We start from the raw sequence: 6,621 nt of genomic DNA, 5'->3' as shown, positions 1-6,621 counted from the left end.
AGGCCGGCGAGGCCGTCGGGTCGCCTTTTCTTTCGGTACTTTCTTTTGGCGAAGCAAAAGAAAGTACCCCGGCCGCGGTGTCCCAAGTTCTTAGCGAGCGAAGCGAACTTAGAACTTGGCCATGCAGAGCAAGGGACCCGCTCAAAATCATTCGCGCCGCAGGCGCATAAAGCCAATGTCGCCCATTCGGCGCAATACGCTTCGCTTTAATTGCGCCCTACGGCCCTTTAGTTGCGCCTACGGGTCTTGCGGATATTCACGAAATTTCCAATATTACAGAGATCAGCTTTGGCTCGACGATTTTTGACAGCATCAGATAAAAATGCGCGTAGCCTAGCAGCCCAATTGCCATTTCGTCCGCATCCTCATAAACCGAGTATTCGTGTTCGCCCAGAGGTGAAAAGCGAAAAATCTCAAGCGGCAAATATGCCAGATCCTTATTATTCAGCACCCACTTCTTACCACACCGAAGATCCAAATGAAATGACTTCCGCTTGGGTCGAATCACCCTTTTCCCATCTATAACTTCAATACTGTAACCATCGTACCCCCAGTCATCACCGAGCATACAAAAGTTGACTGTCCAATCACCAACTAGCGGTTTTGAAAAAACTATAGGGGAGCCACAACCAGTCAAACTGACCTCCTGAAACCCACCACGCCGAAGACTCCCCTCTAATGTGCTGCGAGCAAATTCTTTGGCATCTGCATCGTTTAATTGTCGCCTCGCTGGAGCAGCGTCATAAAATTTCGCAATCTCCTGCTCTCTGAGCAGCTTGAATTTTTTTTGCATCGCACGACGATGGGCCTCGCGCTCATCGAAATTCAACTTTAAATAGGCGCGCCTACACGGATCAATTTCCAGCCGCCATCCATCATCGCCAATTCCATCAATTTTCTGCCGGAGCTCTCCCGTAGGATCATTCTGCTCCATTAACTCAATGAGCAACGAAGACTTATAAGGAGAAACAAATGCAGACGACTTCAATTCATGCTGACAAAAGAAGGGATTGGCAAACATTTCCTTTGCGCGTTCAATTTCAATTCGCCGATGAGTTAAAACCTCTTCGTCGGATTGAGCAAAACACTCAAAGAAGTCGTCGTTTGCTTGAAATGCGGCAAAGCCGGCCTTTTGTAGGCGATCCCGAAATTCATACCGAGAGTCGCCTAACTTAACCAGTGGGGAGAGCAATTGCGCTGAAGCTACAAAATCTAGTTTACGGAGCATTGTTGGATATTTACAGAGCCGGATGTTGTCAAGTAGGCGGAAGAGCCAGAACCACGAGAATCGGGGTCAGGACTTGCGTTCATACACGCTCTCCACCTCGATTGCATAGCTGACCGTCAAATTATCCTCCTGCGGCATCGCAGCTCGCCTACCCCAGGCCCGCCAACAATTCCCGCACATGGTCAGCATCGGCCGCGTGCTCGATCTGGCGCGTCAGCTTGGCCAGTTCTCCCAAGTCGCTATTGAGGATCACCTGCTTCACATTCAGCATCTGCGCTGGGTGCATGGAGAAACGGCGCAGGCCCAGGGCTAGCAGGAGCTGGGTCAGGCGCACATCGCCGGCCATTTCGCCACATACCGATACCGGCAGGCCGGCATGGTTGGCGGTGCGGATCACGTGGCCGATCAGGTGCAACACCGCCGGGTGGAAGGGGTCGTACAGGTGGCTGACCGCGTCGTCGCCGCGATCCACCGCCAGGGTGTACTGGATCAGGTCATTGGTGCCGATCGAGACAAAATCGAGCTTGCTCATCAAGTGCCCGACGGTCAGCGCGGCGCCCGGCACCTCGATCATGCCGCCGATCTGCACATCGTCGGCGAAGGCGATGCCCTCGTCGCGCAGGCTTTCCTTGGCCTGCTCGACATGGAACAGCACCTGGCTCACTTCCGCCAGATGGGCAATCATCGGCACCAGCAGCTTGAGCTGGCCATGGCGGCCGGCGCGCAGCAGGGCGCGCAGCTGGGTGCGGAAGATATGCGGCTCGGCCAGGCACAGGCGCACCCCGGTCAGGCCCAGGGCCGGGTTGGGGGCCGATACGGTTTCGGCATCGGCCCATTTGGGCATCTTGTCGCGGCCCAGGTCGATGGTGCGGATAGTGACCGGCTGGCCCTTCATGCCCTCCACCACCCTGCGGTAGGCCTGGTATTGCTCGTCCTCGCTGGGCAGATCGTCACGGCCCAGAAACAGGAATTCGGAGCGGTACAGGCCGATACCGGTGGCGCCATTGGCGCGCACCTGCTCCAGATCGCTCGGGCCTTCGATATTGGCGTGCAATTCGATCACCGTGCCGTCGCGGGTGGCGGCTACCGTGGTCTTTAGGCCTTTCAGGCGCTTTTTGTCGGCGGCATAGCCACTCTGGCGCTTGCGATACTCGGCCAGGATGGTTTCGCTCGGATCGATCACCACGACGCCGGCAACGCCGTCGACAATGATGGTTTCATCTTCGCGGATCAGCTGGCGGGCATTGTGCAGCGCCAGTACCGAGGGAATATCGAGGCTGCGTGCCAGGATGGCGGTGTGCGAGGTCGGCCCGCCCACATCGGTGAGGAAGGCGGCGAAATCGGCTTCCTTGAATAGCGCCATATCGGCCGGACTCAGGTCGTGGGCCACCAGGATGCGCTGCTTGCTGTCCTCGGGCGGCACATAATGGCCGCCACCTTGGCCGGCCAGCGCCTTGAACAGGCGATCCACCACCTGGATCACATCATTGCGGCGCTCGCGCAGGTATTCCTCTTCGATTTCGTCGAATTGTTCCAGCAAACGGTCCTGCTGCAGCTTCAGCGCCCATTCGGCATTGCAATGCTGCTCGGCGATGATGTCGCGCGGCTCGCGGCTGATGGTGTGATCGTTCAGCAGCATCACATGCAGGCTGAGGAAGGCACCCAGCTCGGTCGGAGCGTTCTCGGGGATGCTGCCCCACAGCTGCTCCAGCTCCTTGCGGGTAAGGCGCACGGCGGTGTCGTAACGGGCGATTTCGCCGGGGACCTCGGCCGCAGTGATTTCATAGTGGGCCACTTCCAGATCGGTGTGGCTGACCAGATGGGCACGGCCGATGGCAATGCCACCGCCGATACCGATGCCGTGCAGGGCGATGGTCATGGCGCCGCCTTGCCTTGCCAGGCGCTGATCGGGCAGGCCTGCCGGCCCGCGTCACCGTTAAGGCTCATCATTCGGACTCGTCGAAACGATTGGCAATCAGCTCCACCAGGGCGGCCATGGCCGCCTCTTCATCCTCGCCCTGTGTATCGATGGTGATGCGGCTGCCCTTGGCTGCCGCCAGCATCATCACGCCCATGATGCTCTTGGCGTTGACGCGCTTACCGTTGCGGCTCAGCCAGACTTCGCTCTTGAATCGGCTGGCCAGCTGGGTGAGCTTGCTGGACGCGCGTGCGTGCAGGCCCAGTTTATTGATGATGTCCACTTCGCGTTGTTGCATAAGACGGCTCTGCAAGAATATCTACCGGCCTTGGCCCGGCATCGCTGTGATGCCGAACCCCTCGTTCCTGCGCGCTGCTGGATTCCAGCGCGGTGCTGCACCTTGCGTTGCTATTCGCTGCCCAGACTGGGCGGCAGCATATAGATCACCCCTTCCAGGCCGCCGGTTACTGCCTTGCTCACCACTACCTCCAGCGGCTCGTTGGCATAGTTGAGGCTGCGCACCAGCATGGGCAGATTGATACCGGCCACCGCCTCGATGCGGCCCGGCTGAATCAGCCGGAAGGCTATATTTGACGGCGTTCCGCCATAGATATCCGATAGCACGATAACACCGGAACCATCGTCAATATCAGCCAACATGGCACGGGCGCGGGCCAACACCACGTCCGGATCGTCCGAGCGATACACCGCCAGATGCCGAAGATTCGGCAATGGCCTTGCCAGTACATGGGCGGCACATTCGGCCAGGCTCTCGCCCAAGCCGTAGTGCGTAAGCAACAGTATTCCAACCATGGAAGGGTCTCAAAACAGCGTTGCGTCGATTCTAGCAGTGCAATGCAAGCCCGCTGTAAGCAGATTGGCTAGATCGCGGCTTCAAGTGCATCGATAAACAGCGCGGCCACATCGATACCGGACTGTGCGCTGATCTCCTGAAAACAGGTCGGACTGGTCACATTGACCTCGGTGAGGGTATCACCGATCACATCCAGGCCCACCAGCAGCAAGCCTTCTGCCACCAGCTGCGGGCCGAGCGCCTCGGCAATATCCCGATCGCGCGCCGACAGCGGACGGGCAACGCCGGTGCCGCCTGCTGCCAGATTGCCGCGCGTTTCGCCGGCCTTGGGAATGCGTGCCAGACACCAATCCACCGGCTTGCCGGCGATCAGCAACACGCGCTTGTCGCCATCCTTGATGGCCGGCAGATAGCGCTGTGCCATCAGGGTAACCCGGCCATTCAGCGTCTGGGTTTCCAGGATGGCGCCGATATTCGGATCGTCCGGGCGCAGGCGGAAGATGCCGCTGCCACCCATGCCATCAAGCGGCTTAAGCACGATATCGCCGTGCTCCTGCAGAAAGTCGCGTATCAGTGCCGCATCGCTCGATACCAGGGTGGGCGCGATAAAGTCGGGGAAACGCAGGATGGCGAGCTTTTCATTGAAGTCTCGCAGCGCACGCGGCCGATTGAACACCCGGGCGCCCTGCCGCTCGGCATGTTCCAGCAAATGGGTGGCATACAGATATTCGCTGTCGAACGGCGGGTCTTTGCGCATCACCACCGCATCGAATTGCTGCAAGGGCAGGGTAACCGGTGCGTCTGCCCGATACCAGGCATGCGCCTCGCCAGTCAGGGTGATTTCGCGCACGCTTGCCACCACGCGGCCATCGCGCACATACATATCGGCTTGCTCGAAGGCAAACAGGCGATGCCCGCGCCGCGCCGCCTCGCGCATCATGGCAAAGGTGGAATCCTTGTAGATCTTGAAGCTGTCGAGCGGGTCGGCGAGAAAGGCAATCTGCATAGCGGGCGAGCCTGTTGGTTATTTGGCGTTGACGTCGGCCAGCACATGGATGGTGGCCGACAGGGATGGACCATACGAGGTATGCGCGCCATCGGCAAATTGCAGGGTCAGGGTATGCGGCCCCGGTTCGAGCTTGATCTCGTCCTCGGTCTGCCCTTTGCCATAGTGGATGTTCTTGGCATCGAGCATGATCATCTGCCCGCGGGGAATCGGGCCGGAATCGATCAACAGATGGTGGTGGCCGCTATTGCGGTCGAAGATATCTTCTCCGGCCGGGCGGACCTTCATTTTTTCCAGGCCGAACTGCACGCGCAGCTTGGTTGGCACCACATCGCCATCCTTGACGCCGATGAAAAACACCCGTGCATTGGCGGGCGCCCCCTCTCCCGGTGCGGGCGCCGCCTGCGCCAGCAGGGGAGCGGCAAGCAAACTGAAGGCAAAGGCTGTCAATCGCATGGTGTGACCTCGAATACGCAAACTGTGAAATGAATTGAAGACTGCGGCTTGCCAACCTGCTGCAATGGCACGGTGCGAGTGGCAGCGCCCGGTCAAGCCGGGCGCCGAGTCGATCTGGCCGTGCAGCCCGCATGGCCGCAGTGCGCTGCTGACGATTACAGCAGCTCGTCCAGGCCCTTGCAGACCTCGCGGGCCGCGTCGAGCTCACCCACCAGCTGCGCCGGATCGATCGCCAGCTTGTCGAGCAGCTTGGCCGGCAGCACCTCGGCAATATCGGCATTGGCAAGGCCGGCATCAAACTGTGCGGTAAGCAGATTGGCCAGGGCTACCACGCCGGCATAGGGCTCGAATTCATCGAATGCAGCCGGATTCTGATGCTGGGTGATGGCACGCTGGATCTCGGCCGGGAACTGCCAGCGCCGCGCCAACTCGCCACCCACGGTAGCCAGATTCAGGCCCAGCACCATATTTTCCACCTGTACCCGGTCGGTACCTGCCACCACCATCTTGTCGATCTTGCTCATTTCCTGCGGCAGGGCGATATGGATCAGCAACTCGCCGATATTGTGCAATAGCCCGCAGGTGTAGGCGGTATTGGCATCGAGCTTGGCCAGCTTGGCCAGCCAGCGCGCCACATTGCCGGTCTGGAAGCTGTGCAGCCAGAAGGCCTTGCGATCAAAGGAGCTGCTCTCCACCTTCATGCCGGCCATGCCACCGGCCACCACCAGCATGCGCAGATTATCGAAACCAAGGCGCACCACCGCATCATCGATACTCTTGGCGGGGCGGCCCCCGCTCATGCGCGAGCTATTGGCCAGACGCAGCACCTTGGCCGACAGCACCTGATCGTGCGAAACCTGCTCGACGATGGCATCCACATTGCTATCGTCACGCTCGAAGCTGGCCAGTAGCTCCTGTACCACCTTGGGCACCATGGGCAGGCGACCAAGTGCCTTGTCGAAGATTTCGTCCAGCGTCATCGGATTGCTCCTCTTCTTGGGGTTGGGCAGACCGTGGTTCGATCAGGCAGCGATCGCAGTCTGGCGGAAGTCTGCGGCGGGCTCGGTAACCTGGATCTCGCGCGAGGCGGCCAGTAGCGCGAGCCGCGCCACCACCCCGTAAGCATAGAAGCGATTTGGCGCACAATCAGGGCTGCCGTCGCAATCAGGCGTCGTCAATGGCGTGTCGAAGGCCAGCGG

Annotated in this window: 8 protein-coding genes; all 8 read right to left on the bottom strand. The window is 59.6% G+C overall.

Annotation, left to right across the window (positions count from 1 at the left end):
* Positions 1-256: 256 nt before the first annotated feature.
* Complete coding sequence (locus ACE3OH_RS01245) at positions 257-1,228, bottom strand: hypothetical protein (protein WP_374347408.1); 972 nt, start codon at positions 1,226-1,228, stop codon at positions 257-259.
* A 148-nt stretch (positions 1,229-1,376) separates the two neighbouring features.
* Entirely contained in the window at positions 1,377-3,107 is a 1,731-nt protein-coding gene (ptsP, locus tag ACE3OH_RS01240) for a phosphoenolpyruvate--protein phosphotransferase (protein WP_374347406.1), read from the bottom strand.
* Between the two features lie 67 nt (positions 3,108-3,174).
* Positions 3,175-3,444 (bottom strand): HPr family phosphocarrier protein, encoded by a 270-nt coding sequence (locus ACE3OH_RS01235; protein WP_374347404.1) that lies wholly within the window; start codon positions 3,442-3,444, stop codon positions 3,175-3,177.
* Between the two features lie 110 nt (positions 3,445-3,554).
* Complete coding sequence (locus ACE3OH_RS01230) at positions 3,555-3,944, bottom strand: PTS sugar transporter subunit IIA (RefSeq protein ID WP_374347402.1); 390 nt, start codon at positions 3,942-3,944, stop codon at positions 3,555-3,557.
* A gap of 83 nt (positions 3,945-4,027) precedes the next feature.
* On the bottom strand, positions 4,028-4,966 hold the full coding sequence (gshB, locus tag ACE3OH_RS01225; RefSeq protein ID WP_374347400.1) for a glutathione synthase: 939 nt from the start codon (positions 4,964-4,966) through the stop codon (positions 4,028-4,030).
* Between the two features lie 18 nt (positions 4,967-4,984).
* A complete protein-coding gene (locus ACE3OH_RS01220; protein WP_374347398.1) occupies positions 4,985-5,422 on the bottom strand; it encodes a DUF4399 domain-containing protein in 438 nt (145 codons plus the stop codon).
* Between the two features lie 155 nt (positions 5,423-5,577).
* A complete protein-coding gene (locus tag ACE3OH_RS01215) occupies positions 5,578-6,402 on the bottom strand; it encodes an HDOD domain-containing protein (RefSeq protein WP_374347396.1) in 825 nt (274 codons plus the stop codon).
* A gap of 42 nt (positions 6,403-6,444) precedes the next feature.
* On the bottom strand, positions 6,445-6,621 hold a 177-nt coding region (locus tag ACE3OH_RS01210; protein WP_374347412.1), incomplete at its 5' end, for a glutamate--cysteine ligase.

This window comes from Chitinimonas sp. (genome assembly GCF_041904975.1).
In the GTDB taxonomy this organism is placed as follows: Bacteria; Pseudomonadota; Gammaproteobacteria; order Burkholderiales; family Chitinimonadaceae; genus Chitinimonas.
Note: the sequence above shows the minus strand (reverse complement) of the source record. Positions and strands in the feature narration are given on the sequence as shown.

What these genes read in the sequence shown, in the direction of transcription:
- ptsP (WP_374347406.1), bottom strand. Translation starts at nt 3,107, where the DNA reads ATGACCATCGCCCTGCACGGCATCGGTATCGGCGGTGGCATTGCCATC.
- ACE3OH_RS01220 (WP_374347398.1), bottom strand. Translation starts at nt 5,422, where the DNA reads ATGCGATTGACAGCCTTTGCCTTCAGTTTGCTTGCCGCTCCCCTGCTG.
- ACE3OH_RS01235 (WP_374347404.1), bottom strand. Translation starts at nt 3,444, where the DNA reads ATGCAACAACGCGAAGTGGACATCATCAATAAACTGGGCCTGCACGCA.
- gshB (WP_374347400.1), bottom strand. Translation starts at nt 4,966, where the DNA reads ATGCAGATTGCCTTTCTCGCCGACCCGCTCGACAGCTTCAAGATCTAC.
- ACE3OH_RS01215 (WP_374347396.1), bottom strand. Translation starts at nt 6,402, where the DNA reads ATGACGCTGGACGAAATCTTCGACAAGGCACTTGGTCGCCTGCCCATG.
- ACE3OH_RS01245 (WP_374347408.1), bottom strand. Translation starts at nt 1,228, where the DNA reads ATGCTCCGTAAACTAGATTTTGTAGCTTCAGCGCAATTGCTCTCCCCA.